The organism is Xenophilus sp. Marseille-Q4582, from assembly GCF_916700565.1.
Lineage (GTDB): Bacteria > Pseudomonadota > Gammaproteobacteria > Burkholderiales > Burkholderiaceae_C > Xenophilus.
The window spans coordinates 131,588-154,916 of sequence record NZ_CAKAKO010000001.1 but is presented as its reverse complement, the minus strand read 5'-3'; the positions used below and the strand labels follow the sequence as shown (position 1 = coordinate 154,916).

At 68.5% G+C, this 23,329-nt stretch carries 23 protein-coding genes and 2 pseudogenes; 7 read left to right on the top strand and 18 right to left on the bottom strand.

Annotated features, from left to right (window positions below):
- Window positions 1–130 precede the first annotated feature (130 nt).
- The 7 genes from LG388_RS00670 to LG388_RS00640 form a co-directional block, all read right to left on the bottom strand.
- The gene (locus tag LG388_RS00670; RefSeq protein ID WP_225781786.1) at window positions 131–868 is read right to left on the bottom strand and encodes an amino acid ABC transporter ATP-binding protein; all 738 of its coding nucleotides are present in this window, start codon (window positions 866–868) and stop codon (window positions 131–133) included.
- A 38-nt stretch (window positions 869–906) separates the two neighbouring features.
- Complete coding sequence (locus tag LG388_RS00665) at window positions 907–1,572, bottom strand: amino acid ABC transporter permease (protein ID WP_225780927.1); 666 nt, start codon at window positions 1,570–1,572, stop codon at window positions 907–909.
- Window positions 1,573–1,662: 90 nt separating this feature from the next.
- Window positions 1,663–2,421, bottom strand: a complete 759-nt coding sequence (locus LG388_RS00660; RefSeq protein WP_225780926.1) for an amino acid ABC transporter permease — start codon at window positions 2,419–2,421, stop codon at window positions 1,663–1,665.
- A gap of 90 nt (window positions 2,422–2,511) precedes the next feature.
- Window positions 2,512–3,411, bottom strand: a complete 900-nt coding sequence (locus LG388_RS00655) for an amino acid ABC transporter substrate-binding protein (protein WP_225780925.1) — start codon at window positions 3,409–3,411, stop codon at window positions 2,512–2,514.
- A gap of 496 nt (window positions 3,412–3,907) precedes the next feature.
- Entirely contained in the window at window positions 3,908–4,897 is a 990-nt protein-coding gene (locus tag LG388_RS00650) for a LysR family transcriptional regulator (protein WP_225780924.1), read from the bottom strand.
- Window positions 4,898–4,978: 81 nt separating this feature from the next.
- A complete protein-coding gene (locus LG388_RS00645) occupies window positions 4,979–5,917 on the bottom strand; it encodes a 2-hydroxyacid dehydrogenase (protein ID WP_225780923.1) in 939 nt (312 codons plus the stop codon).
- A 24-nt stretch (window positions 5,918–5,941) separates the two neighbouring features.
- Window positions 5,942–7,810 (bottom strand): ABC transporter ATP-binding protein/permease, encoded by a 1,869-nt coding sequence (locus LG388_RS00640; protein ID WP_225780922.1) that lies wholly within the window; start codon window positions 7,808–7,810, stop codon window positions 5,942–5,944.
- 61 nt (window positions 7,811–7,871) lie between these two features.
- On the opposite strand from LG388_RS00640, the gene LG388_RS00635 reads away from it, so the two are divergent.
- Window positions 7,872–8,291: an acyl-CoA thioesterase gene (locus LG388_RS00635; protein ID WP_225780921.1), complete on the top strand. Its 420-nt coding sequence runs from the start codon at window positions 7,872–7,874 to the stop codon at window positions 8,289–8,291.
- A gap of 42 nt (window positions 8,292–8,333) precedes the next feature.
- Here LG388_RS00635 and LG388_RS00630 read toward each other — a convergent pair whose 3' ends face one another.
- Entirely contained in the window at window positions 8,334–9,338 is a 1,005-nt protein-coding gene (locus tag LG388_RS00630) for an ABC transporter substrate-binding protein (protein ID WP_225780920.1), read from the bottom strand.
- Window positions 9,339–9,439: 101 nt separating this feature from the next.
- Here LG388_RS00630 and LG388_RS00625 point away from each other — a divergent pair, with 101 nt between their 5' ends.
- From LG388_RS00625 to LG388_RS00600, 6 genes are all read left to right on the top strand, one after another.
- Window positions 9,440–10,159: a TetR/AcrR family transcriptional regulator gene (locus LG388_RS00625; RefSeq protein WP_225780919.1), complete on the top strand. Its 720-nt coding sequence runs from the start codon at window positions 9,440–9,442 to the stop codon at window positions 10,157–10,159.
- Between the two features lie 108 nt (window positions 10,160–10,267).
- Window positions 10,268–11,089 carry an ABC transporter permease gene (locus tag LG388_RS00620; RefSeq protein WP_225780918.1) on the top strand — a complete coding sequence of 274 codons (822 nt, stop codon included), beginning with the start codon at window positions 10,268–10,270 and terminating at the stop codon, window positions 11,087–11,089.
- Entirely contained in the window at window positions 11,086–12,150 is a 1,065-nt protein-coding gene (locus LG388_RS00615; protein WP_225780917.1) for an NAD(P)-dependent oxidoreductase, read from the top strand. The genes LG388_RS00620 and LG388_RS00615 overlap by 4 nt, the downstream gene beginning before the upstream one ends.
- Entirely contained in the window at window positions 12,137–12,994 is an 858-nt protein-coding gene (locus tag LG388_RS00610) for a GNAT family N-acetyltransferase (protein WP_225780916.1), read from the top strand. The genes LG388_RS00615 and LG388_RS00610 overlap by 14 nt, the downstream gene beginning before the upstream one ends.
- 32 nt (window positions 12,995–13,026) lie before the next feature.
- Window positions 13,027–14,097 carry a dihydrodipicolinate synthase family protein gene (locus tag LG388_RS00605; protein ID WP_225780915.1) on the top strand — a complete coding sequence of 357 codons (1,071 nt, stop codon included), beginning with the start codon at window positions 13,027–13,029 and terminating at the stop codon, window positions 14,095–14,097.
- 56 nt (window positions 14,098–14,153) lie between these two features.
- On the top strand, window positions 14,154–14,924 hold the full coding sequence (locus LG388_RS00600) for an ABC transporter ATP-binding protein (protein ID WP_225780914.1): 771 nt from the start codon (window positions 14,154–14,156) through the stop codon (window positions 14,922–14,924).
- A gap of 100 nt (window positions 14,925–15,024) precedes the next feature.
- Here the strand turns inward: LG388_RS00600 and LG388_RS00595 are convergent, their stop codons facing one another.
- The 10 genes and pseudogenes from LG388_RS00595 to LG388_RS00555 all read right to left on the bottom strand — a co-directional run bounded on the left by LG388_RS00595 (window position 15,025) and on the right by LG388_RS00555 (window position 23,288).
- Complete coding sequence (locus LG388_RS00595) at window positions 15,025–15,534, bottom strand: thioesterase family protein (RefSeq protein ID WP_225780913.1); 510 nt, start codon at window positions 15,532–15,534, stop codon at window positions 15,025–15,027.
- A gap of 54 nt (window positions 15,535–15,588) precedes the next feature.
- Window positions 15,589–16,353: an enoyl-CoA hydratase gene (locus LG388_RS00590; protein ID WP_225780912.1), complete on the bottom strand. Its 765-nt coding sequence runs from the start codon at window positions 16,351–16,353 to the stop codon at window positions 15,589–15,591.
- 15 nt (window positions 16,354–16,368) lie between these two features.
- Window positions 16,369–16,968, bottom strand: a complete 600-nt coding sequence (locus LG388_RS00585; RefSeq protein ID WP_225780911.1) for a 2-hydroxychromene-2-carboxylate isomerase — start codon at window positions 16,966–16,968, stop codon at window positions 16,369–16,371.
- A gap of 79 nt (window positions 16,969–17,047) precedes the next feature.
- A complete protein-coding gene (locus LG388_RS00580) occupies window positions 17,048–17,800 on the bottom strand; it encodes an SDR family oxidoreductase (protein ID WP_225780910.1) in 753 nt (250 codons plus the stop codon).
- A gap of 8 nt (window positions 17,801–17,808) precedes the next feature.
- The gene (locus tag LG388_RS00575) at window positions 17,809–18,645 is read right to left on the bottom strand and encodes an acyl-CoA thioesterase II (protein ID WP_225780909.1); all 837 of its coding nucleotides are present in this window, start codon (window positions 18,643–18,645) and stop codon (window positions 17,809–17,811) included.
- Between the two features lie 42 nt (window positions 18,646–18,687).
- Window positions 18,688–19,884, bottom strand: a complete 1,197-nt coding sequence (locus LG388_RS00570; RefSeq protein ID WP_225780908.1) for an acetyl-CoA C-acyltransferase — start codon at window positions 19,882–19,884, stop codon at window positions 18,688–18,690.
- Window positions 19,881–20,318, bottom strand: coding sequence for an endonuclease domain-containing protein (locus LG388_RS00565; protein WP_225780907.1), 438 nt, complete (start codon window positions 20,316–20,318; stop codon window positions 19,881–19,883). The genes LG388_RS00570 and LG388_RS00565 overlap by 4 nt, the downstream gene beginning before the upstream one ends.
- Before the next feature lie 7 nt (window positions 20,319–20,325).
- Window positions 20,326–21,210 (bottom strand): annotated as a pseudogene (locus tag LG388_RS26765) (enoyl-CoA hydratase-related protein); the annotation flags it as partial.
- 119 nt (window positions 21,211–21,329) lie between these two features.
- Window positions 21,330–22,821, bottom strand: a pseudogene (locus LG388_RS26760) (3-hydroxyacyl-CoA dehydrogenase family protein); the annotation flags it as partial.
- Window positions 22,822–22,844: 23 nt separating this feature from the next.
- The gene (locus LG388_RS00555; protein ID WP_225780905.1) at window positions 22,845–23,288 is read right to left on the bottom strand and encodes a DUF2147 domain-containing protein; all 444 of its coding nucleotides are present in this window, start codon (window positions 23,286–23,288) and stop codon (window positions 22,845–22,847) included.
- Window positions 23,289–23,329 lie beyond the last annotated feature (41 nt).

Below are 23,329 nucleotides of genomic sequence, written 5' to 3'. Positions count from 1 at the left end.
CCTCCATGCCGAAGCAACGCCGAAGGCCGCGAGTTATGCAGCATATCTGCATAAACCCGCGACCTTCAGACCGCTTTGCTATATACAAATGCACCAGCCCGGTGCAATCGACGGGCCGGCGGCGCGCGGCTCAGTGCTGGAGGATCTTGTTCAGGAAGTCCTTGGTGCGCGGCTGGCGGGCTTCGGGATGGCCGAAGAAGTCGTCCTTCGTGCAGTCCTCCAGGATGCGCCCGCCGACGTCGATGAAGATCACGCGGCTGGCGACCTTGCGCGCGAAGCCCATTTCGTGGGTCACGCACATCATGGTCATGCCTTCCTTGGCCAGGCTCACCATCACGTCCAGCACCTCGCCCACCATCTCGGGGTCGAGCGCCGAGGTCGGCTCGTCGAACAGCATCACGATCGGGTCCATGGACAGCGCGCGGGCGATGGCCACGCGCTGCTGCTGGCCGCCCGAGAGCTGGCCCGGGAACTTGTCCTTGTGCGCCATCAGGCCCACGCGGTCCAGCATCTTGAGCCCGCGTGCCTTGGCTTCGTCGGGCTTGCGGCCCAGCACCTTGATCTGCGCGATCGTGAGGTTCTCGGTCACCGACAGGTGCGGGAACAGCTCGAAGTGCTGGAACACCATGCCCACCTTGGAGCGCAGTTGCGGCAGGTTGGTCTTGGGGTCGTTGACCTTGATGCCGTTGACGATGATCTCGCCCTTCTGGATCGGCTCCAGCGCATTCACGGTCTTGATGAGTGTGGACTTGCCCGAGCCCGAAGGGCCGCACACCACCACCACGTCCCCCTTGTTGATGCTCACCGAGCAGTCGTTGAGCACCTGAACCGGGCCGTACCACTTGGAGACGTTCTTGATTTCGATCATTTTTTCGGACATGGAACTTTCCTTCCTGGATCGGTTGTTCAGCGGATGATGGCGATCTTCTTGTGAATCCGCTTGACCACGTAGGACAGCGAGAAGCAGATCACGAAGTACACGATGGCGGCCAGCAGGTAGCTTTCGGTCGGCCGGCCGAAGTTCTTGCCGGCCGTCTCGAAGCCCTTGAGCAGGTCATAGGCGCCGATGGCATAGACCAGCGAGGTGTCCTGGAACAGGATGATGGTCTGCGTGAGCAGCACCGGCAGCATGTTGCGGAAGGCCTGCGGCAGGATCACGAGGGTCATGTTCTGCTTGTAGGTCATGCCCATCGCCTGTCCGGCGAAGACTTGGCCGCGCGGGATCGACTGGATGCCGGCGCGCATGATCTCGGAGAAGTAGGCCGCCTCGAAGGCGATGAAGGTAATGATGGCCGAGGTCTCGGCGCCGATGGGCCGGCCGATGACGAAGGGCACCAGCAGGAAGAAGCCCAGGATCACCATCACCAGCGGCACCGAGCGCATGCCGTTGACGTACACGGCGGCCGGCAGGTCCAGCCACTTCTTGCCCGACAGGCGCATCAGCGCCAGCAGCGTGCCGAAGAACACGCCGCCCAATGTGGCCACGAAGGTCAGGAAAACGCTGAAGTACAGACCCTTGAGGACGTAGCTGCTGATGACGTCCCAGCTGTAGAAACCGAAGTCGAGATTCATGTCAGGCCTCCCGCCGGGCCGCCCCAAGGCAGGCCTGCGCGCCCTCGGAGGGCAGCGAATACACAAGGTGATGAGCGTGGGGGTTCATGGTCAGTGTCCTCCGCCCGTGCCCGCGGCCACGAAACCGGGCACGCGCGCCTTCTTCTCCACGAAGGCCATGATGCGGTTGATCGCCATGGCCGAGATCACGTACAGGGCCACGACGCCGATGTAGATCTCGATCTGGCGCGAGGTCTCCTCGCCGGCCTGCAGGTAGAACTGCGTCAGCTCGGCGATCGACACGGCGAAAGCCACCGACGAGTTCTTGAAGATGTTCATCGATTCGCTCGTGAGCGGCGGAATGATGATCCGGTAGGCCATCGGCAGGATCACGTAGCGGTAGGTCTGGGCGGTGGTGAAGCCCACCGCCATGCCCGCATAGCGCTGCCCCTTGGGCAGGGCCTGGATGCCCGAGCGCACCTGCTCGGCGATGCGCGCCGAGGTGAACAGGCCCAGGGCGATCACCACGAGGATGAAGGGCGGGAAGTCGCGCATCGGCGGCACCAGCGCCGGCACCACGTAGTACCAGAGGAAGATCTGCACCAGCAGCGGGATGTTGCGGAACAGCTCGACCCAGGCATTGCCCAGGCGCACGAGCCAGGGGCTGTCGGGCAGCGTGCGCAGCACGCCCACGATGGAGCCCACCACCAGCGCCACGGCGAGGGCGCACAGCGCCACCGAAACGGTCCAGCCCCAGGCGGACAGCATCCAGTCCAGATAGGTCACGCTTCCGCCGGAGCCGAAGCACCGGGGGACGACCTCTCCCTCGATGGTGTCCTTGCAGAACACCTGCCAATCCCAATTTCCCATGGGCTTTCCTCGCTGTTGATGTCGGATTTGCGGCGCCAGAAACAACAAACGCCCGCCACGGCGGGCGGGCGTCGATGGGCCGGCCGGCGATTATTCCTTGCTGACGAACTCTTCAGCCGGCTTGTTGTTGGGGTTCGCCCAGGCGGCCTTGGTCGCGTCGGACAGCGGCAGGCCCAGCGGCGTGTTGGTCGGCGGCACCGGCTGCACCATCCACTTGTCGTACAGCTTGGCCAGCGAGCCGTCCTTGATCTGGCGCTCGATGCTGTCGTTGACCGCCTTCAGGAAGGCCGTGTCGCCCTTGCGGACCATGCAGGCGATGGGCTCGACCGACAGTTCGGGGCCGACGATCTCGTAATCCTTCGGATTGCGCGACTTGGAGATGTTGGCCGCCAGGATGGAGGCGTCCATCACGAAGGCGTCGGCACGGCCCGATTCGAGCAGCAGGAAGCTGTCGGCGTGGTCCTTGCCCATGATTTCCTTGAAGTTCACGCCTTCGGCGCGCTTGTTCTTGCGCAGCAGCTGCACCGAGGTGGTGCCGGTGGTCACGGCCACGGTCTTGCCGTTCAGGTCCTTCAGGTCCTTGATGCCGGAGTTGGCCTTGACGGCGGTGCGCACCACTTCCATGTAGGTGTTGTGGGCGAAGTCGACGTCCTTGGCGCGGGTGGCGTTGTTGGTGGTGGAGCCGCACTCGATGTCCACGGTGCCGTTCTGCACCAGCGGAATGCGGTTCTGCGAGGTCACCGGGGTGTAGGTGATCTTGATCTCCTTGCCGGCCGCCTTGGACAGATCGGCAATGATGCGCTCGGCCATTTCGGTGTGGAAGCCCACGTACTTGCCATTGCCCAGCGTGTACGACAGCGCGGACGAGTCACGCACGCCCAGGCTGATGGTGCCGCTGGACTTGATCTTGGCCAGCGTGTCACCGGCCTGGGCAAAAGCGCCGCCCGCAGCCAGTGCGGCCACGGCCAGAACCAGTGCTTGTTTCTTCATAGGGACTCCTTGGGAATGGACTGAGGAAATACGACGAAATTCTAGACACAGACGTTTCACGGGATTACCCGCATCACCCCGGTGCACGAAGCAAGCTCCGCGCCGGCGCCTTTCAGGGGCGTTCACCATTCTGGCGCACCCTGCGGCATCTCGTTGCGAAAACAAGCACTCAAGCAGCCTTTGTGCCCAGACGGACACGAGATCCGGCAAGAATGCACGCAAGCCCGCCGCTGCCCTGCCGCCCCGGGGCATCTGCTGCGCGCCGGCGCGGCAGGGAAAGCGGTGCAGGAGCGGGTGCGCGAGCTTCAGGGTGCGTCTCCGGGCCGTGGCCTTGTGGGGTCGTCTCAACTTCCGGCCCGGCACGGGCAGCGAAAGCGGCGCCGGCCGGGCAGGCCGCACTGTAGGGGCGACGTGGGACCGTTTCCAATGCCGTATGCGCAGCTTGGCATGCGCGACGGTCATGACTTTGTCATCCCGGGCGCAGGCCGCCCTGGCGTCAGCGCAAGGCGGCGGACGCTTCGGCCAGGAAGGCCCACAGTGCATCGGCCGCCCGCTTGGGCTGCAGGCCTTCGAATTCCTCGGTCCGCGACGACGGTGAGCGCGACCCGGCCTTGGCCGGCAGCGGCACCGGCCGCTCGCGGTAGGCGCGGATTTCCATGGTCGCGACCAGGCCGGCCATCTCCGGCGGCAATGCACTCACCAGCTTGCGGGCGCGCACGTCGCGGCGCACCGCGCTTTCGGGCAGGAAGGCGATGCCATGCCCTTCGAGCGCCATGACCTTCAGGCCCTCGGCCATGTCGGTTTCATAGACCCGGTCCAGGTGCACAGGGCGGCCCGAGTCCTTGAGCAACTGGTCGACCACCCGCCCCAGGTAGGCGCCGGGCGCATAGCCCAGGTACGGCAGGGGGCGGCCCGGCTGGCCCGGCAGCAGGTAGCGCGGCGAGCCGTCGGCCTCGGGCCGCACCCAGGGGGCCACCACTTCCTCGCCCAGGCTCACCATCTCGTACCGGTTGGCGTCCAGCGGAAGCGGCTGCGACGGGTGGTGGTAAGCGATCAGCAGGTCGCAGCTGCCTTCCACCAGGCGCAGCACGGCGTCATGCACGTTGAGGGCGATCAGCCGGCTCTTGATGGGACCGAAGGGCTCGCGCAGCGAGGTGACCCAGGCCGGGAAGAAGGTGAAGGCCAGCGTGTGCGGCACGGCGAACTCGATCACGTCCTGCGCCACGGCCGAATGGCCGCGCAGCATGGCGCGCGTGCTCTGCAGCGCCTGCAGCATTTCCAGCGCCTGCGTGTAGAGGGTCTGTCCCGCGGGCGTGAGCCGCGTGGGGTAGGAGCTTCGGTCCACCAGGTCCGTGCCGGCCCATCCCTCCAGCGCCTGGATCCGTCTTGAGAAGGCCGGCTGCGTCACGTGCCGCAGCTGCGCCGATCGGCTGAAGCTGCGGGTTTCGGCCAGGCTCACGAAATCTTCGAGCCATTTGGTTTCCATGGCCGGCGATTATCAGGCGGCGCCCTGCCCGGGGTGGCCGGGGGAACCCGCCCGGAAGACGCGCCGCCAGGGCCGAGCGCTTCAGATCGGCGATATGACGCCGCGGCCCGAGAAATGCCCTTCGGCATTGGCCAGGAAGCGGTCGACGCTGGCCTGCGTGGCCTCGGGAGACCAGCCAGCCACATGCGGCGTGATCAGCAGGTTGTCCAGCCCGATCAGCGGCTCGGGCGGGTGGGGCTCGCTTTCGTACACGTCCAGCCCGGCGCCGGCGATGCGGCCTTCGCGCAGCGCGCTGGCCAGGGCCTCGGTGTCGACCACGCTGCCGCGCCCGATGTTCACCAGGAAGCCGTCCGGCCCCAGCGCCTGCAGCACCTCGGCATTCACCAGGTGCTTCGTGGCCGGCCCGCCGGGCGTGGCGCAGACCAGGAAGTCGCACCATTGCGCCAGCGCGCGCGGCGAATCGAAATAGCGGTGCGGCACATCGGCCTTGGGGCTGCGGTTGTGATAGCCGATCGCCATGTCGAAGCCCGCCGCCCGCTTCGCGATCTTCTGCCCGATGGTGCCCAGGCCGAGGATGCCCAGCTTCTTGCCCGAGACGTTGCGCTGCTGCGCGATCTGCTCGCGCCGCACGCCTTCGCGGCACAGCCGGTCGAGCATGCGCATGCCGCGCACGCTGCCGATCAAGAGGCCGAAGGCATGGTCGGCCACGCAGTCGTCGTTGGTGCCGGCGCCGTTGGCGGTCACGATGCCGCGTGCGCGCAGGGCGTCCATGGGCAGCAGTTCGAAGCCGGCGCCCAGGCAGCAGGCCAGCTCCAGCCGGGGCAGACGGGCCAGTTCGTCTTCGCGGATGCCCGTGACGCCAATGGTCAGCAGCGCCCGGATGCGCGCGCCGTGCGCGGCGATGGCCGCGGCGCGCTCGGCGTCGGTGGGCGCGTAGTGCAGCTCGTACACGGCGCCGATCTGCGCCTGGTGCTTCGGCAGCAGGCTGTTGAGGACGAGCAGCGGAATCTTGTCGGTCACGTGAAACTCCGGAAGGACATCGGTTCAGGACAGGGCTGGCGCAGGGGCCTGCGGCTCGCTGCGCTGCAGGGCCCACATCTGCGCATAGCGGCCGCCGGCAGCCAGCAGTTGCGCGTGCGTGCCGCGCTCGACGATGCGGCCCGCGTCCAGGACCAGGATCTGCTGCGCATGGACCACGGTCGACAGGCGGTGCGCGATCAGCAGCGTGGTCTTGCCCTGGGCCGCGCTTTCCAGTTCGGCCTGGATCGCGCGCTCGTTGGCGGAATCAAGGGCCGAGGTGGCCTCGTCGAAGATCAGGATCGGCGGGTTCTTGAGCAGGGTGCGCGCGATGGCCACGCGCTGCTTCTCGCCGCCCGAGAGCTTGAGGCCGCGCTCGCCCACCGGCGTCTCGTAGCCCTGCGGCAGGCCGGCCACGAAATCATGGATGCGCGCCGCCTTGGCGGCGGCCTCGATCTCGGCCTGCGTGGCGCCGGGCCGGCCGTAGGCGATGTTGTAGCCGATGCTGTCGTTGAACAGCACCGTGTCCTGCGGCACGATGCCGATGGCCGCGCGCAGGCTGGCCTGGGTCACGTTGCGGATGTCCTGGCCGCCGATCGTGATGCGACCGCTGTGCGCATCCGCCTGCCCCGGCGAGACGTCATAGAAGCGGTAGAGCAGCCGAGCCAGCGTGGACTTGCCCGAGCCGGACGGCCCGACCACCGCCACCGTCTGCCCGGCGGGAATCTCGAAGCTCAGCCCGCGCAGGATGGGCCGCGCCGGGTCGTAGGCGAAATGCACGTCCTCGAAACGCACGGTCGTGTCTTCGGTGCGCAGCGGCAACGCACCGGGCGCATCGGCCACCTCGCGCTCGCGCTCCAGCAGCGCGAACATCTTCTCCAGATCGACCAGGTTCTGCTTGATCTCGCGGTACAGCACGCCCAGGAAGTTGAGCGGGATGTACAGCTGGATCATGAAGGCATTGATCATCACCAGGTCGCCCAGCGTGAGGCGTCCATCGACCACGCCCTGCGTGGCGCGCCACAGCATGGCCACCAGGCTGACGGCGATCAGCAGCTGCTGCCCGGTGTTGAGCAGCGACAGCGTGGTCTGGCTCTTGACCGCGGCGCGGCGGTAGCGCTCCAGCTGTTCGTCGTAGCGCTTCGCCTCGAAGGCCTCGTTGCCGAAGTACTTGACCGTCTCGTAGTTCAGCAGCGAATCGATGGCCCGGCTCTGTGCCCGCGCGCCCAGCTCGTTCATGGCCTTGCGGAACTGGGTGCGCCATTCGGTCACGAAGACGGTGAAGGCGATGTACAGCACCAGCGCCACGCCGGTGATGACCGCGAACCAGAGATCGAAGCGCACCGCCAGGATGCCCAGCACCAGCAGCAGCTCGATCAGCGTGGGCACGATGCTATAGAGCGAGTACGAGATCAGCGAATGCACGGCCTGCGTGCCGCGCTCGATGTCGCGCGTCATGCCGCCGGTCTGGCGCTCCAGGTGAAAGCGCAGGCTCAGGCTGTGCAGGTGGCGGAACACCTCCAGCGCGATGCTGCGCGAGGCGCCCTCGGTCGCCTTGGCGAAGACCAGTTCGCGCAGCTCGGTGAACAGCGAGGTGGAAAAGCGCAGCAGCCCATAGGCCAGCAGCAGCGCCACGGGCACCACCAGCAGGGCCTGCGCATCGCCGGCCTTCAGGTTCATCGCGTCCACCAGGTGCTTGAGCAGCACCGGCACCCCCACGTTGGCCAGCTTGGCGCCCACCATGAAGGCCAGCGCCGCCAGCACGCGCCACTTGTAGCGCCACAGGTAGGGGAACAGGCGCCGCAGCGTGGCGGCGTCAGAACGCGGGGCGGCCCGGGCCACCGGGGGCGGCGCCACAGGAAGATCGGCAGTGGAGGAGGCGTAGGCGCGGGACATGGGAAGGGGCCGTCACCTGCGTGACAATCGCGGCCCTGTTGTTTTACTCACGATTGTGCCGATGACCGCCTCCACGAGCCCGAGCGCCCCGCTCAAGAGCCTGCCCGCCGACATGGAACTGGTGCTCAAGGTGATCCCGATGCCGGCCGACACCAACAGCAACGGCGACATCTTCGGCGGCTGGGTGATGGCCCAGGTGGACCTGGCCGGCTCGGTGCTGCCGGCACGCTACACCGCCGGCCGCATGGCCACGGTGGCGGTCAACGAGTTCATCTTCAAGCAGCCCGTGAAGGTGGGCGACATCCTGTCCTTCTACGCGGCCGTCACGCGCGTGGGGCGCACCTCGATCACCGTGAAGGTCGAGGTGTTCGCCGAGCGCATCCGCCTGCAGGGCGAGTACGTGAAGGTGACCGAGGCCACGCTGACCTACGTGGCCATCGACGACAACGGCCGCCCGCGCCCGCTGCCGCCGCGCGCCTGACCGGGCGGCGCATCCGGCGCACCGCGCGGCCTGGGGCCCGCCTCAAGGGGCCATCCGCACGCCCTTGTCCAGGTATTCGTTGGTCACCAGGGCGGCCGGATCGAAGGCCTTCTCGATGCCGATGAGCTCGCGCACCAGCTCGTAGTCGGCCTTCACGCGCGCCGGGTCGAAGGCGCCCAGCGCCACCTTGGTCGTGGTGTCGTCGCGCATCAGCTGCTTGATGCGCTCCCACTGGTCGCGCTGGTTGTCGGGCGACAGCCCGCTGACCGAGGCCGTGAGCGCTTCCAGGCAGGGGGTGAAGTCCTTCACGCAGGCATCGTAGGCGCGCTGCGTCACGGCCATGAACTTGCGCACCGCCTCGGGCTTGGACTTGAGGAAGGCGCCGTTGACCACGAGGGAGTTGCCGTACACGTTCACGCCCACGCTGCGCCACGAGACGAAGCCCAGGTCGTCGCCGAACTCGCGCACCTTGAGGTCATGCTCGTTGTAGAAGTCGCTGATGATGTCCACCGACTTGCTCTTGAGCGCCCCCACCTTGGCCGGCGGGCTCACGTTGACGAAGTTCACGCCGCCGGCGTCGATGCCGTTCTTCTTGGCGAAGGCCGGCCACATCAGGCGCGCGGCGTCACCCGGCGGGTTGCCGATCTTGCGGCCCGCGAAATCCTTCGGCCCCTGGATGCCCGAGGACTTGAGCCAGTAGAAGCCCTGCGGGCTGTTGGCGTAGATCACCATCACGGCCTTGAGGTCCGCGCCCTTGCCCACCGCCTGCATGGCAGTCGGCAGGTCGGCGATGCCGAGGTTGGCGCCGCCCACGCCCACGCGCTGGGCCGACAGGGCCGAGCCCTTGCCGGCCTCGATGTTCAGGTCGATGCCCGCCTCCTTGTACCAGCCCTTGGCGCGCGCGAAGTACAGCGGCGCATGGTCCGCGGTGGGCGTCCAGTTCAGCATCAGGCTGACGTTGTCCGCCGCCTGCGCGACGCCCGCGGCCAGCGACAGGCCGGCGGCGCAGAGCCAGGGAAGAAGACGGGTCGACGCGGCACGGGGCATGGGATCACTCCAGAATGAGGGCGGATTCGCAAGACTAGAATTCATACTACCAACTGTTTGGTTGACAAGCAATCGCTTCCGTTTCTGCACAAGGACAACGCATGGCCCCTCCTGCCACGGCCCGGCCGAAGCCGGCACCGGCCACCAAGAAAGCGGCGGCTCCCGCCGCGCCACGGGCCCCGGCGCGCACAGGCGCCCGCACGGGCGCGCGGCGCGACGCCGCCGCCACGCAGGAGGCGCTGGTCCAGGCCGCGGTCGAGGAGTTCTCGCGCAACGGCTTCGCCGGCGCGCGCGTGGACGAGATCGCCCGCGCCGCCGGCGTCAACAAGCAGCTCGTGTACCACTACTTCGAGAGCAAGCAGGGGCTGTACCTGGTCGCACTCGAATCGGTCTACGCGCAGATCCGCGAGAAGGAACAGGCGCTGTCGCTGGGCGCGCTGGAGCCCGTGGAGGCCATGACGCAGCTCATCGGCTTTTCCTTCGACTACCTGGCCGAGCACCCCGAATTCATCGCGCTGCTCGCGGACGAGAACCGCAACCAGGGCCAGCACATCCTGGCCTCGGAGCGGCTCAAGCGCATGCATTCGCCCTTCATCGAGATGCTCGAATCCACGCTGGAGCGCGGCGTGGCCCAGGGCGTGTTCCGGCGTGACATCGACGCCATCCACCTCTACATCTCGATCGCCGGCATCTCCTACTTCTTCTTCTCCAACAACCACACGCTGTCGGCCATCTTCGGCAAGCCGCTGGGCTCGCGCGGCGCGCTGGTGCAGCGGCGCCGGCACGTGATCGACTTCGCGCTCAACGCCCTGCGGCCCTGACGCACACGGCGGCAGCCCGCCGCACACTCTTATCAACCAGTTGGTTGACTAGCACGCAGGCCACTTCTATGATTCCGTGCAACACGGCTTCGACGAAGGAACCTGCACATGACGGCCCCTGCCACCGCCACGGCGGCGCTCTCCGCCCCGGACGCCCCGCCCGTCGACGCTGACCGCGGCCTGTGGCGCCGCTGGACCCTGGTGGCGGTCGTGCACGTGGGCTGCGTGCTGCTGTGGGAAGCGGCGGTGCGCCTGTTCGCCATCCAGCCCTTCGTGCTGCCGGCGCCCTCGGCGGTGCTGGCCACGCTGGCCAACGAGAACCACCGCTGGCTGGCCAACACGGCCGTCACGGCCGTCGAGGTCTTCGGCGGCTACGCCCTGGGCCTGGTGCTGGGCATCCTGGGCGCGCTGCTGTTCATCACCAGCCGCTGGCTCACCGTGCTGCTCTTCCCCTTGCTGGTGACGCTCAACATGATCCCCAAGGTGGCGCTGGGGCCGCTGATCATCGTGTGGTTCAGCTACGGCATCGGGCCCAACATCCTGATCACCTTCAGCCTGTGCTTCTTCCCGATCCTGCTGACCACCATCCGCGGCCTGAACGAGACCGAGCCCGACCTGCTGAACCTGGTGCATGCACTCAAGGGTTCGCGCTGGCAGCTGTTCCGCTACATCCAGCTGCCGGGTTCGCTGCCCTACGTGTTCTCGGGCATGAAGGTGGCCACCGTGCTGGCCGTGGCCGGCGCCGTGGTCGGCGAATTCATCGCCTCCGACAAGGGCCTGGGCTACCTGATGATCCAGGTGCAGGCCTCGCTCGACACCGCGGCCGTGTTCATGGCCGTGCTGCTGATCACCGGCATCGGCGTGCTGCTGTACCTGCTGGTGCTGCTGCTGGAACGCCGCTTCATCACCCAGGACGCCCGCATCCAATGACCGCCCCCGCTGCCTCCGCCATGACGCTCGACACCACCCCCTTCCCTTCGCGCTTCGAGACCGAAGAGGCGCTCGAAGACTTCCTGGCCCTGCCCTCGCAGGCGCTGATCGACGACCTGAAGCGCGTGCCGGGCGACCTGCTGATCCTCGGCGCCGGCGGCAAGATGGGGCCCACGCTGGCGCGCCTGGCGCGCAACGCGATGGCGCCCGAGCACCGCGTGATCGCCGTGGCGCGCTTCAGCGAAGCCGGCGTGCGCGAAACGCTGGCCCGCCACGGCGTCGAAACGCTGCCCTGCGACCTGCTCGACGCCGACGCCCTGGCCCGCCTGCCGCAGTGCCCCAACGTCATCTTCATGGCCGGGCGCAAGTTCGGCGGCGAGGGCAACAACTCGCTGACCTGGGCCATGAACGTGCACGTGCCCGCGCTGGTGGCACAGACCTTCCGCCACTCGCGCATCGTGGCCTTCTCCACCGCCTGCGTGTACCCCTTCGTGCCAGTCAACGGCCAGGGCGCCAGCGAAGACCTGCCGCCCGACCCGCCCGGCGAGTACGCGAATTCCTGCGTGGGCCGCGAGCGCATGTTCGAGTACTTCTCGCAGCAGCACGGCACGCCGGGCCGGCTGTACCGCCTGAGCTACGCCATCGACCTGCGCTACGGCGTGCTGGCCGACGTGGCGCAGAAGGTGTGGCGCGGCGAGCCGGTCGACGTGACCATGGGCCATGTGAACGTGATCTGGCAGGGCGACGCCAACGCGCAGGCGCTGCGCTGCCTGGCCGCGGCCACGGTGCCCACCTCGCCGCTGAACGTGACCGGCCCCGAGACCACCTCCATCCGCTGGCTGGCCGAGGAATTCGGCCGGCGCTTCGGCAAGCCGGTGCAGATCACGGGCGAAGAGGCGCCCACCGCCTGGCTCATGAACACGGGCGAGGCCGAGCGCCTGTTCGGCTACCCGCGCGTGCCGCTCTCGCAGCAGATCGGCTGGGTGGCCGACTGGATCGCGCGCGAACAGCGGCTGTACGGCAAGCCGACCAAGTTCGAGAAGCGCGATGGCAAGTACTGAAGCCGATGCGCCTGGGCGCGCCGAGCGCCTGCAGGGGCTCGACGCCGCAGCGCTGGCCGCTCTGGAGCAATTGGTGGTGCAGAGCCAGTGGAACCAGACCGCGCAGGACTGGCAGCTCTTTGCCCGCGAAGGCCGCATCCATGTCGTGCGCGATGCGCAGCAGCGCATCGTGGCCAGTGGCGCCGTGCTGCCCATGGGCGCGCACGACGCCTGGATCAGCATGATCCTGGTCGACCCAGCCTGCCGGGGCCGCGGGCTGGGCCGCACGGTGTTCGAGGCCTGCCTGCAGGACCTCGAAGGCGAAAGCCGCACGCCCTGGCTGGACGCCACCCCCGCCGGTGAAGCGCTGTACCGGCAATACGGCTTCGAGCCGCTGTGGCGGCTGGCGCGCTGGCAGCGCGAGGCGCGCGCGGCGACCGCCACGCTGCGCGCAGTTGGCCCTGCCCGCGCGGACACGCTGGCGCCCCTGGCCGAGCTGGACGCGCAGGCCCTGGGCCAGCCCCGGCCGGCCGTGCTGCACGACCTGGCCCAGCGCGAAGGCAGCCATCTGCTGCGCGACGCGCAGGGCTTTGCCGTCGTGCGGCACGGCCGCGTGGCGCATCACATCGGCCCGCTGATCGCGACCGACGCCGCCGCGGCCCTGCGCCTGTTCGACCAGGCCTGCGCCGCGCTGGACGGCCGCGTCTTCATCGACGTGCCGGACGCACGCGAGGCGCTGCGCGCGCGCCTGGCGCAGGCCGGCTTCACCGAGCAGCGTCCCTTTGCGCGCATGCGCCGCGCCGTCGGCCCCGCGCGCGGGCAAACCGCTTTCATCCACGCCATCGCCGGCCCCGAGTACGGCTGAGCACGGCACCTTCCACGCCCCCCAGGAATCCCATGGCCCTGCATCGCAACGACCTTCCCGCCGACGTGCTGAACCTGCTGGCGCAGGGCACGGTGATCCCCGCGCATCCGCTGGCCCTGAACGCCGAACGCCAGTTCGACCGCCGGCGCCAGCGCGCACTCACGCGCTACTACGTGGACGCGGGCGCCGGCGGCCTGGCCGTCGGCGTGCACACCACGCAGTTCGCGATCCGCGAACGCGGCCTGTACGAGACCGTGCTGCGCGCCGCGGCCGAGGACCGCGCCGCGTGGACGCAGCGGCCGATGGCGATGGTGGCCGGCCTGTGCGGCCCCACGGCGCAGGCGCGGGCCGAGGCGCAGACCGCCGTCGGCCTGGGCTACCACGCCGGCCTGCTGAGCCTGGCGGCCCTCGCGTCCGCCTCCGAGGATGAACTCATCGCGCATTGCGAAGCCGTGGCGCAGGAGATTCCGCTGATCGGCTTCTACCTGCAGACCGTGGTGGGCGGCCCGATCCTGTCCAGCGACTTCTGGCGCCGCTTCGCCAGCATTCCCAACGCGCTGGCCATCAAGGTCGCGCCCTTCAACCGCTACCGCACGCTGGACGTGGTGCGCGGCGTGGTCGACGCGCGGGCCGAGGAGCGCGTGTTCCTCTACACCGGCAACGACGACCACATCGTGCTGGACCTGGCCCTGCCCTTTCGCGCCCAGCGCGACGGCCAGCCGGTGGACCTGCGATTCCGCGGCGGCCTGCTGGGCCACTGGTCGGTGTGGACGGCGCGCGCGGTGGAGCAACTGGCGCGCATCAAGGCGGAGCTGGCAGCGGCCGGTGGCCACCTGTCGCCGGAGCTGCTGGCGCTGGACGCCCGCGTGACCGACTGCAATTCAGCCTTTTTCGACGTGCGCAACAACTTCCATGGCTGCATCGCCGGCTGCCACGAGGTGCTGCGCCGCCAGGGCCTGCTCGAAGGCATCTGGTGCCTGGACCCGGCCGAGGGCCTGGGGGCCGGCCAGGCCGCCGAGATCGACCGCGTCTACCGCCAGCACGGGGCCGACCTGTCGGACGATGCCTTCGTGCGCCAGAACCTGGACCGCTGGCTGGCCTGAGCCGGCTCACTGCATCCGCCACGCCCCACCCGCCGAACACCACAGGCTCGAATCCCATGAGCGAACCGCTGATCCGCATGCGCCAGCTGCGCAAGGTCTACCGCAAGAAGAACGAGGAGTTCCTCGCGGTCTCCGACGTGTCGATGGACATCCACGCGGGCGACATGGTGTCGCTGGTCGGCCCCTCGGGCTGCGGCAAGTCCACGCTGCTCAAGATCCTGGCCGGGCTGCACGGCCATGACGGCGGCACGCTGGAGATCGGCGGCGCGGGCGACGGCCAGGCCTTCCAGCCCGGCCGCGACGTCGGCATGGTGTTCCAGCAGCCGCTGCTGCTCAAGTGGCGCACCATCCTCGAGAACGTGCTGCTGCCGGCCGAGATCCTGGGCCTGGACCTGAAAGCCGCCCGCACCCGCGCGCTGGCCTTGCTCGACATGGTCGGCTTGGCGGGCTTCTCGGACAAGCTGCCCTACGAGCTGTCGGGCGGCATGCAGCAGCGCGCCGCCATCGCACGCGCCCTGGTGCACGATCCCAAGCTGGTGCTGATGGACGAGCCCTTCGGCGCGCTGGATGCATTGACGCGCGAGAAGATGAACCTGGAGATGCTGCGCATCTGGGAAGAGACAGGCAAGACCTTCATCGTCGTCACCCACAGCATCCAGGAAGCCGTGTTCCTGGGCACGCACTGCGCCGTGCTCACGGCCGGCCCGGCGCGCATGGCCGACTTCTTCCCGATCGAACTCCCGGCGCCGCGCAAGCTGCACCTGAAGACCAGCCCGGCCTTCGGCCAGCATGTGAGCCGGGTCTACGACCTGCTGGGCGTGGAGTAGCGCGCAGCCGGCCCTGCGGGCGCGCGGCTCCGAAGGGCCCCGCCTTCCGACGCCGCGGTGGCGCCGATGGCCGCCGCATGGCCCTTGCGGCCTATCGGCATCAGGACACGATATAAGCCGCAGCGCCGGTCGCGATCAGCTCGCCCTCCGCGCCCAGGCACTCCATCTGCGTGCTGGCCACCCGCGAGCCCAGGCGAAGGACGCGCGCCGTCAGCCGGAACTCGGTGCCGATGCCCTGGCGCAGGTAGTCGACCCGCAGGTCGATGGTGCCCAGGCGTCCGAAGCGCTGCAGGCGCCTGGCGGGCGGCTCGTCCAGATGGCGGGCGGCGATGGCCGCCATGATGGCCAGACCGGCCATCGAATCGAGCGCCGCGCTGATGACGCCGCCATGCAGCCGCTGGTGCGCCACGCTGCCGACCAGTTCAGGCCGCATCGCGATGCGGCCCGCCACCCCGGCGGGCGTGATCTCGGTGGCCTCCAGGCCCAGCACCCGGTTGAAAGGCACGTGCTGCTCGATGACATCTCTCACCAACTGGATGAACTCAGGCTCGAAGGCCGCCGCAGCAACGGGGGCCGTGGCGGCAGGATTGGCGATGGCAGGGGACAGCACGGATCGTCAGAAAGGTCGGGCGTTGGGAAAGCAGGGCAACAACAGCACAGGCCCTCAGACCTTGCTGAAGTCGGGCTTGCGCTTTTCCATGAAGGCCGTGAAGGCCTCGCGCGCGGCGGGCTCGCGCAGCATGCGGCCGAAGCTCGCGCCTTCTTCCGCCATGCGTTCCAGCACCACGGCGGTCTGGCCCTTCTTCATCAGGCGCTTGGTCTCAACCAGTGCTGACAGCGGCTTGGCCGCGAGCTTGCGCGCCTGCTGCTGCGCGATGCCGTTGCATTCCGTGGGCGGCACCACGCGGTTGACCAGGCCCACTTCGAGCGCCGCCTCGGCCATGAAGGGCTCGCCCAGCAGCAGCGCCTCGGCGGCGCGGTGATAGCCGAACATCTGCGGCACCAGCAGGCTCGACGCCGCCTCGGGGCACAGGCCCAGGTTCACGAAGGGCATCGAGAAGGCCGCGTTGTCGCCGGCATAGACCAGGTCGCAGTGGAAGAGCAGCGTGGTGCCGATGCCCACGGCCGGCCCGCAAACCGCTGCCACGATGGGCTTGGGGAACTGCGCGATGTTGCGCAGGAAGCGGAACACCGGCGAGTCCTGCGTCGAGGGCGGGGCGTTGAGGAAGTCGCCGATGTCGTTGCCGGCCGAGAAGATGGTCGCGTCGCCCTGGATGAGCACGCAGCGCACGGCCGCGTCGTCCTTCGCCTGCTCCAGAGCGTCGGCCAGCTGCGCGTACATGGCGCTGGTGATGGAATTCTTCTTGTCCAGGCGGTTGAAGGTCAGGGTGCTCACACCGGCTTCGGTGTGCTGCAGGATGTCGCTCATGGTCGGATGCGAAGGTTAGGAAGAGGACGCGAGAGTTTCGCGCACGAAATCGAGCCGGTCCTGGCCCCAGAACATCTGGTCGCCGACGAAGAAGGTGGGCGCGCCGAACACGCCACGCTCGATGGCTTCGGTGGTCACGGCCTTGAGCTGCTCCTTGACCTCCGGCTCGGCCGCGAGCGCCAGCACGGCCTGCGGATCGAAGCCGGCCCGGTGCAGCACGGCGCCCACCTGGGCCGCATCGCCCATGTTCACGCCGTCGACCCACATCGCCTGGAACACGGCGGCGACGTAGGCCTCGAAGCGCTCGGGCTGCTTCATCAGCAAGGCGGTGGCGCCGCGCATCAGCGTCAGGGTGTTGACCGGGAAATGCGGGTTGAACGCGAAGGGCACGCCGTAGCGCTGGGCGAAGCGGCCGAAGTCCTGCAGCATGTAGTCGCCCTTGGCCTTCACCTCGGCCGGCGAACGGTTGCCGATGGCCTGGAACACGGCACCCAGCAGCATCGGCTTGTGGACGATCTGCGCGCCCGTGTCCGTGCGCAGCCGGGGCAGCTGCGTCCAGGCCAGGTAAGCGGCAGAGCTGCCCACATCAAAGAAGAAGTCGACGGTCTGGGTCACGGTTGTCTCCGGTTCTTTTGAAAGGCTCGGGTGCGTGGGCCGGACGGCGGTGTTCCGCGCATGCCGCGCATGCCGCGCATCAGAACTTCTCCATCCACGGCCGCAGGTCCAGCTCGTGGGTCCACGCATCGCGCGGCTGGCGGTGCAGCATCACATAGCTCTGCGCGATGTGGTCGGGGTTGAGGATGCCATCCTGCGCCTTGAGCGCATAGCGCTCGGGGAAGTTGCTGCGGATGAACTCGGTGTCGATGGCCCCGTCGATGATCGTGTGCGCCACGTGCACGCCCTGCGGCCCCAGCTCGCGCGCCATGCTCTGGGCCAATGCGCGCAGCGCCATCTTGGCGCCCGAGAAGGCCGCGAAGTTGGCGCCGCCGCGCAGCGAGGCCGTGGCGCCGGTGAACAGGATCGTGCCGCGGTGGCCGCTGGCGGGCATTTCGCGCGCCACCATGCGTTTGGCCACTTCGCGCGCATTGAGAAAGCCCGAGAAGCAGGCCATCTCCCACACCTTGAAGTACTTGCGCGCCGTTTCGGTGAGGATGCTTTCGGGCACGTTGGCGCCGATGTTGAACACCATCACCTCGATCGGGCCGACGGTGGTCTCGATCTGCTCGACGAGCGCGACCACCTCCTCTTCCTTGCGCGCGTCGCTGCCGAAGGCGCGCGCCTGGCCGCCCTCGGCCTCGATCTGCGCGACCAGCGGCTGCAGCTTGTCGGCGCTGCGCCGCGTGACGCAGGCCACATAGCCTTCGCGCGCGAAAGCCCGCGCAATGGCGCCGCCGGTGGCATCGCCGGCGCCGACGATCAGCGCCGCCTTGCGGGAAGTCGCCGTCATGAGGAGCCCTATTCTTTGAAGTAGACGATCTGGCTGCTGGTGGCGAGCAGCCGCCCGCCCTCGCTCCACAGCTGCGCCGCCTGATCGAAGAAGCCGTTGAAGAACTGCTGGCCCTGCGCGCGGCCCAGCAGGTAGCCCGTGCCCGCCTCGGCCAGCTCGGCTTCGCCGGCATGGAAATAGGTGGTGATGGACACCGTGCCGGCCGGCACGTGCTTCGCGCGGCGCAGCCACACGCGCGGGTAGAACAGGTCGCTCATCGCGGCCAGCGCGCAGAAGTCCAGCGCACGCGGTTGCGCGTCGCGCAGCCACAGCAGGGTCTCGCTCGGGCTCTCTTCGCCTTCCCAGCGCGACGGGATCGGGCCACGGACGGGCCGCATCTCGTACTTGTTGAACCAGGCCACGCCCTTGGGGCCCATGTCGAAGCGGGCCACGTCGGCGGGCCGGGGCACGGCGGGCATGGGCAGGTCATGGCCGCTCCAGGTGTCGCGGCGGGCCGCCGTCACAGCCGTGGCCGTGGTGTTGACCTGCATGCGCCCGTCTTCGCCGGGCTGGCGGATTTCCATGCGCCAGTGCTGCGTGGAGCGGTTGGTGCGCACCGGAATGGCCAGCACCTCGAGCGCCCCCGGCCCGATGGCCGAGGCATAGTTCACCGTCAGCGCGATGGGCGTGCCCAGCAGGTCGGGGTGCTGGAGCACAGCGCGCAGCATCAGGGCCGCGGTGGTGCCGCCGAAGGGCCCCACCATGTTCCAGTAGTCCGCGCTGGCCGTGCCCGCAAACAGGCCGGACTGCGTGTCGCTGTGTTCCAGCGCCAGCGCCTGATCGAAGATGTGCACCTCTTTGTTCATGTGGTTCTGTCTCCTGGTGGGCACGGCGCCGGGCCGGGTGGGCTACACGCGCTCGAAGATGCCGGCAGCGCCCTGCCCCATGCCCACGCACATGGTGACCATGCCGTACTTCAGATTCTTGCGGCGCAGGGCGTGAACCACTGTCGCCGATCGGATAGCGCCGGTCGCGCCCAGCGGGTGGCCCAGCGCGATCGCGCCGCCCATCGGGTTGACCTTGGCCGGGTCCAGCTTCAGCGTGTTCAGCACCGCCAGCGACTGGGCGGCGAAAGCCTCGTTCAGTTCGATCCAGTCGATGTCGTCCTGCTTCAGCCCGGCATAGCGCAGCGCGGCGGGAATCGCCTCGATGGGACCGATGCCCATGATGGACGGCGGCACGCCCTTGCTCGCGAAGCTCACGAAGCGCGCCAGCGGCTGCAGGTCGTACTTCTGGCAGGCCGCCTCGCTGGCAAGGATCAGCGCGCCCGCGCCGTCGGAGGTCTGCGAACTGTTGCCCGCCGTGACGCTGCCGCGCGCGGCGAACACGGTGCGCAGCTTGGCCAGTCCTTCGAGGCTGGTGTCCAGCCGCGGGCCTTCGTCCAGGCTCACCGTGCGCGTCTTCGACGTGGCCTCGCCGGTCGCGGCGTCGAAGCCGCGGTCGGTCACCTCGATGGGCGTGATCTCGTCGGCGAACTCACCGGCCTGCTGCGCCGCGAGCGCACGCTGGTGCGACTGCAGCGCGAAGGCGTCCTGCGCCTCGCGGCTCACCTTCCACTGCTGCGCCACCTTCTCGGCGGTGAGGCCCATGCCGTAGGCGATGCCCACGTCGCCGTCGCGTTCGAAGATGGACGGCGACAGCGAAGGCGCGTTGCCCATCATCGGCACCATGCTCATGCTTTCCACGCCGGCGGCGATCATCACCTCGGCCTCGCCCACGCGGATGCGGTCGGCCGCCATCTGCACCGCCGACAGCCCCGAGGCGCAGAAGCGGTTGACGGTGATGCCGCCCACGCTGGTGGGCAGGCCGGCCAGCACGGCGCCGATGCGCGCGACGTTGAGGCCCTGCTGCGCCTCGGGGATGGCGCAGCCGCAGACGATGTCCTCGATGGTCTGCGGATCGAGCCGCGGCACCTGCGCCAGCGCCGCCTTCAGCGTGGTGGCCAGCAGGTCGTCGGGCCGGGTGTTGCGGAAGAAGCCGCGGTGCGACTTGCCGATGGGGGTGCGCGTGGCGGCGACGATGTAGGCGTCCTGGATCTGTTTCATGTCAGGGGTCCTTGTTGACTTTCTCCCTCTCCCGCTGGCGGGAGAGGGTTGGGGTGAGGGTGCGTGCAAGCGCGAAGGATCTGTTCGAGCACCGCAGGCGTCTGCGTCAGCACCTCGTTGTTCCAGAAGCGCAGCACGCGAAACCCTTCGCGCTCGAGACATGCAGTTCGCACGGCATCGCGCTCGGCCCGCTCGACGTGCTGCCCGCCGTCCAGTTCGATGACGAGCTTTTCTTCGACGCATACGAAATCCGCAAAGTACGGGCCGATGGGTCGTTGACGTCGGAACTTGAACCCGCCGAGCCGGCGATCGCGCAGGTGAAACCACAGCAGCGACTCTGCCTCGGTGGGGTCGGAGCGGAGTGCTCTTGCCCTCACCCTAACCCTCTCCCGCTCGCGGGAGAGGGGACTGGCGGCGCTGCTGCTGGCGGTCATGCGCGGCTCAGTTGCGGACCGGCTTGCCGGTCGAGAGCATGCCCATGATCCGTTCCTGGGTCTTGGGGTGCTGCACCAGCGCGCAGAAGGCGGCGCGCTCCAGGCCCATCAGGTACTCCTCGGTGACGAGGGTGCCGGCATCAACGTCGCCGCCCGTGACCACGTTCGCGATCAGGCTCGCGATGTGGAAGTCGTGCGCGCTGATGAAGCCGCCGTCGCGCATGTTGACCAGCTGGCCACGGATGGTGGCGGCGCCGCTGCGGCCCGCCACGCGGAAGGGGCGCTTCATGGGCGGGCGCCAGCCGGCCTCCTGCATCGCCTTGGCCTGCTGGATGGCGACGTACAGCAGTTCGTCCTTGTGCGGCACGATCACGTCGCCCTCGACCAGGTAGCCGAGCTTCTTCGATTCCAGCGCGCTGGTGCCGACCTTGGCCATGGCCGCGGCCGTGAAACCTTCAGTGAGGAAGGGCAGCAGGTCGGTGCCCGTCGAGGCCGCCGCGTTCTCGGCGGCGCGGCGCGCGATGTAGGTCAGGCCGCCGGCGCCGGGCACCAGGCCCACGCCCACTTCCACCAGGCCGATGTAGCTTTCCATCGCGGCCACGCGGCGCGCGCTGTAGATAGCCAGCTCGCAGCCGCCACCCAGCGCCAGGCCGCGCACGGCGGCCACCACGGGCACGTGGGCATAGCGGATGCGCAGCATCACGTCCTGCAGCGCCTGCTCGGCCCCTTCCACGGCGTCGATGCCGGCCACCACGAAGGCGGGCAGCATGGCCTGCAGGTCGGCGCCGACGGAGAACTTGTCGTCCGGCGACCAGATCACCAAGCCCTTGTACTCGCGCTCGGCCAGCGCCACAGCCTCACCCAGCGCTTCGGCCACGTCGGGGCTGATGGCGTTCATCTTCGAATGCAGGCTGGCGATCAGCACTTCGCCATCCAGCGTCCACACGCGCACGTCGCCTTCATCGCTGATCGTGGTGCCTGCCTCTTCGGCCCGCTTCGCGCCGCTGCCGCGCACGGATTCAGGGAAGAGCTGGCGTGCATGCACGGGCAGACGGCGCTCGGGCACGAAGCGCTGCTCGGCGGCGCTCCACGAGCCTTCGGGCGTGTGCACGCCACCGGCCTCGGCCACCGGACCATTGAACACCCACGCGGGCAGAGGCGCCTTCGAGAGCGCCTTGCCGGCATCGATGTCTTCCTGGATCCACTGCGCGACCTGCGACCAGCCGGCTTCCTGCCACAGCTCGAAGGGGCCTTGCTGCATGCCGAAGCCCCAGCGCATCGCCAGGTCCACGTCGCGCGCGCTCTCGGCGATGTCGGCCAGGTGCACGGCCGCGTAGTGGAAGCCGTCGCGCAGGATGGCCCAGAGGAACTGGCCTTGGTTCTGCCCGTTCAGGCCTTCGGCGTTGCGCAGCAGCTTCAGGCGTTCGCCGGCCGGCTTCTTGAGCATGCGGCCGTAGACCTCGTCGGCCTTGGCGCCCGCGGGCACGTAGTCACCCTTGGCCAAGTCGAAACGCAGGATGTCGCGGCCCGCCTTCTTGTAGAAGCCGGCTTTGGTCTTGTTGCCCAGGTTTCCGAGTTCCAGCAGCTTCGCCAGCACAGGCGGCGTGGCGAAGTTCGGGTAGAACGGATCGGTCGCCTCGCTCAGGTTGTCCTGCAGCGTCTTGACCACGTGGGCGAGCGTGTCCAGGCCCACCACGTCGGCCGTGCGGAAGGTGCCGCTGCTGGCGCGGCCCAGGCGCTTGCCGGTCAGGTCGTCCACCACGTCGAAGCTCAGATCGAACTTCTCGACCTCCTTGAGCGTGGCCAGCATGCCGGCGATGCCGATGCGGTTGGCGATGAAGTTGGGCGTGTCCTTGGCGCGCACCACGCCCTTGCCCAGCACGCTGACGGCGAAGGTCTCGAGGTCGTCGAGCACCTGCGCGTTGGTGGTGGGCGTGGGGATCAGTTCCACCAGCGTCATGTAGCGCGGCGGGTTGAAGAAGTGGATGCCGCAAAAACGCGGGCGGATGCTCTCAGGCACGGCTTCTGCCAGCTTCGTGATCGACAGGCCCGAGGTGTTGGAGGCCAGGATCGCGTGCGGCGCGACATGCGGCGCGATCTTTTTGTACAGGTCGAGCTTCCAGTCCATGCGCTCGGCGATGGCCTCGATCACGAGGTCGCACTCGCCCAGCAGCGCGAGGTGCTCTTCGTAGTTGGCCGCCTGGATCAGCTCGGCGTCTTCCGGCACGCCCAGCGGCGCGGGCTTGAGCTTCTTGAGGTTGTCGATGGCCTTGAGGACGATGCCGTTCTTGGGGCCTTCGGTGCCGACGCCGGGCCGCCCCAAGGCGGCACCAGCCCCCTCGGGGGGCAGCGAACCACGCGAAGCGGGGAGCGTGGGGGTCTTGTTATCGGGGAGGTCGAACAGCACGACCGGCACGCGCACGTTGACGAGGTGGGCCGCAATCTGCGCGCCCATCACGCCGGCGCCGAGCACGGCGACCTTCTTCACATTGAACTGGGACATGGAAAAAAATTCCGTTGAATGGGTTACTGGATGCGGATCCAGGTCTGCGTGCGCCAGAAAGGGCCGAGGTAGCCGCGCACTTCCAGCTTCTTGCCGCCCTCGATGGGCGTGAAGCTGGCGCGGTACTCCTTGCCGTTCTCCGGATCGAGGATGCGGCCGCCTTCCCAGACGTCCTTGCCCTCGGCCTTCGTGCCGCCGCGGATGATTTCCAGGCCGGTGACGGGCTGGCCCTTGCGGTCGTCCGGGCACTCGTCGCAGGTGGCGTCGGGCTTGGCATCCTTCTTCAGCGTCTTGGCGATGCGGCCGGACAGCGCCTGCCGCCCGCTGCCGACGTCGTCGATGCGGATCTCCGCCTTCGCCTCGCCGGTCTTGTCATCGACATTGCGCCACAGGCCCACCGGGCTCATCTGCGCCCACGCCGGTGCGGCGACGGCAAGGAGGGCCAGCACAGCGATTCGAGTTGTCATGACGTCTCCGAAGAAGAAAGGTCCGGGCGCAGCGAAGCGCC

Bases quoted from the DNA above. Each gene is read 5' to 3' on its own strand.
- LG388_RS00670 (WP_225781786.1), bottom strand. From the start codon at position 868: ATGATCGAAATCAAGAACGTCTCCAAGTGGTACGGCCCGGTTCAGGTG.
- LG388_RS00665 (WP_225780927.1), bottom strand. From the start codon at position 1,572: ATGAATCTCGACTTCGGTTTCTACAGCTGGGACGTCATCAGCAGCTAC.
- LG388_RS00660 (WP_225780926.1), bottom strand. From the start codon at position 2,421: ATGGGAAATTGGGATTGGCAGGTGTTCTGCAAGGACACCATCGAGGGA.
- LG388_RS00655 (WP_225780925.1), bottom strand. From the start codon at position 3,411: ATGAAGAAACAAGCACTGGTTCTGGCCGTGGCCGCACTGGCTGCGGGC.
- LG388_RS00650 (WP_225780924.1), bottom strand. From the start codon at position 4,897: ATGGAAACCAAATGGCTCGAAGATTTCGTGAGCCTGGCCGAAACCCGC.
- LG388_RS00640 (WP_225780922.1), bottom strand. From the start codon at position 7,810: ATGTCCCGCGCCTACGCCTCCTCCACTGCCGATCTTCCTGTGGCGCCG.
- LG388_RS00635 (WP_225780921.1), top strand. From the start codon at position 7,872: ATGACCGCCTCCACGAGCCCGAGCGCCCCGCTCAAGAGCCTGCCCGCC.
- LG388_RS00630 (WP_225780920.1), bottom strand. From the start codon at position 9,338: ATGCCCCGTGCCGCGTCGACCCGTCTTCTTCCCTGGCTCTGCGCCGCC.
- LG388_RS00625 (WP_225780919.1), top strand. From the start codon at position 9,440: ATGGCCCCTCCTGCCACGGCCCGGCCGAAGCCGGCACCGGCCACCAAG.
- LG388_RS00620 (WP_225780918.1), top strand. From the start codon at position 10,268: ATGACGGCCCCTGCCACCGCCACGGCGGCGCTCTCCGCCCCGGACGCC.
- LG388_RS00615 (WP_225780917.1), top strand. From the start codon at position 11,086: ATGACCGCCCCCGCTGCCTCCGCCATGACGCTCGACACCACCCCCTTC.
- LG388_RS00610 (WP_225780916.1), top strand. From the start codon at position 12,137: ATGGCAAGTACTGAAGCCGATGCGCCTGGGCGCGCCGAGCGCCTGCAG.
- LG388_RS00605 (WP_225780915.1), top strand. From the start codon at position 13,027: ATGGCCCTGCATCGCAACGACCTTCCCGCCGACGTGCTGAACCTGCTG.
- LG388_RS00600 (WP_225780914.1), top strand. From the start codon at position 14,154: ATGAGCGAACCGCTGATCCGCATGCGCCAGCTGCGCAAGGTCTACCGC.
- LG388_RS00590 (WP_225780912.1), bottom strand. From the start codon at position 16,353: ATGAGCGACATCCTGCAGCACACCGAAGCCGGTGTGAGCACCCTGACC.
- LG388_RS00580 (WP_225780910.1), bottom strand. From the start codon at position 17,800: ATGACGGCGACTTCCCGCAAGGCGGCGCTGATCGTCGGCGCCGGCGAT.
- LG388_RS00575 (WP_225780909.1), bottom strand. From the start codon at position 18,645: ATGAACAAAGAGGTGCACATCTTCGATCAGGCGCTGGCGCTGGAACAC.
- LG388_RS00570 (WP_225780908.1), bottom strand. From the start codon at position 19,884: ATGAAACAGATCCAGGACGCCTACATCGTCGCCGCCACGCGCACCCCC.
- LG388_RS00565 (WP_225780907.1), bottom strand. From the start codon at position 20,318: ATGACCGCCAGCAGCAGCGCCGCCAGTCCCCTCTCCCGCGAGCGGGAG.
- LG388_RS00555 (WP_225780905.1), bottom strand. From the start codon at position 23,288: ATGACAACTCGAATCGCTGTGCTGGCCCTCCTTGCCGTCGCCGCACCG.